This window comes from Variovorax sp. WDL1, from assembly GCF_001541225.1.
In the GTDB taxonomy this organism is placed as follows: domain Bacteria; phylum Pseudomonadota; class Gammaproteobacteria; order Burkholderiales; family Burkholderiaceae_C; genus Variovorax.
On record NZ_LMTS01000060.1, the window covers coordinates 1 to 1,342 of the forward strand.

Annotated in this window: 1 protein-coding gene; it reads right to left on the reverse strand. The window is 62.7% G+C overall.

Going from position 1 to position 1,342, the window contains the following annotated elements:
- Window positions 1-30 precede the first annotated feature (30 nt).
- A partial coding sequence (locus tag APY03_RS08880; protein WP_198161227.1) for a recombinase zinc beta ribbon domain-containing protein occupies window positions 31-1,342 on the reverse strand: 1,312 nt, incomplete at its 5' end.

The window sequence follows — 1,342 nt, forward strand, 5'->3', positions numbered from 1 at the left end:
GCAATGACCTGCTCATAGTGCCCCTCTTCGTTAAGTGCTTGAAAACATTGAGATCTGCTTCCCGCCGTCGGCGTGACACGGGCGATCTGTTCGCCCCACGGCATCGGTCACCTTAGGATCGAGCAGATCGCTGGCCCGAATCTGGTACGGCGCGCGCGGCACGACCTGCTCGGCTGGTAGCAGTCCATCCTTGATCAGGCGTCGAATGCGATGGTTGTTGACGCCGAGCGTGGCAGCCGCCTCCGACATGGTCAACCAATCGCTGTCCTTGTGTGCCGAACGATAGGCACGAATATCGTGGACTCTGCGCGTTGAGGAAACTCGGTGCGCTGTCCATGTCTTGCCCTGTCCGGTAGGCAGGCCCATGCGGTTGAGCGATGCGGCGATGTGCTCATCGGACCACTTGCCAGCCATGCTGCGTATGACGGCCAAGGCGTCTTCAGGCGTGCGGCAGCCATGCTCGCCGGTACGCGGCTTGATCACGCGGATTTGAGAGTGCTGCCCGCCGCGCCAGTGAACCGTGAGCACCACTTCGCGCGTTGCGTCGTCGACGTCGGCGATGATGTCCTTGACGAGCGTGCGCAGCAGTTGCTGGCGCGAACGCATCGTCACTCCCGGTGCATTCCATGCAGCCTGGAGATCCTCGGCAAGACCGTCCAGGTTCGGGGGCGGCGCGGCCTCCTGCTCCTGATCGAAAGCTGCAACGCGCTGTTCGCAGCGGCGCACACGCTCCAATGCAGCTTCCCAACCCTTCTCGAGCTGAGAGGCGATCAAGCGATGGTCGGGATCGCAGGCCGCGTAGCGCCGCTCGGCGAGAGACGCTTCATAGCGCGCCTGCTGCAGATCCAGTTCCACGATGCGCCGCTGTTCGGCCTGAACTTCCATGTGCCTCCGTTGGGCGTGCATTGCCGCTTCGATCGCCAGTGGCTCGACGGCGCGCAGCAATTCGCGTGTGATCGCCTCATCGGGCCGCCGGCCTCCAAAGGTGAAGCATCGTGGCTGCCCCAGATAGTTATTGGGGCGATCGCACCGGTACACCGCCTGACGAATGCCGCCGCCCACATAGTTCACCGTGAGACGTCGACCGCATCGTCCACAACACAGCATTCCGGACAGCAACGCACGGCCACCGCGACCCGACTTCACGCCGTCCACTCTACCGTATGCGTTGATCGCCAGCAGCTTCTGATTGCGCTCGAACTCTGCCCAGCCAATGTAAGCCTCGTGGTGATCCTTGATCACCACATCCCACGTATCCGCCGGCTTGCCATGGCCATAGCTCTTGCGCAGGCGTCCCTCGACGAGGGTCGTTCGCTTCTCGCTCTTGCCATAGACGTAGACG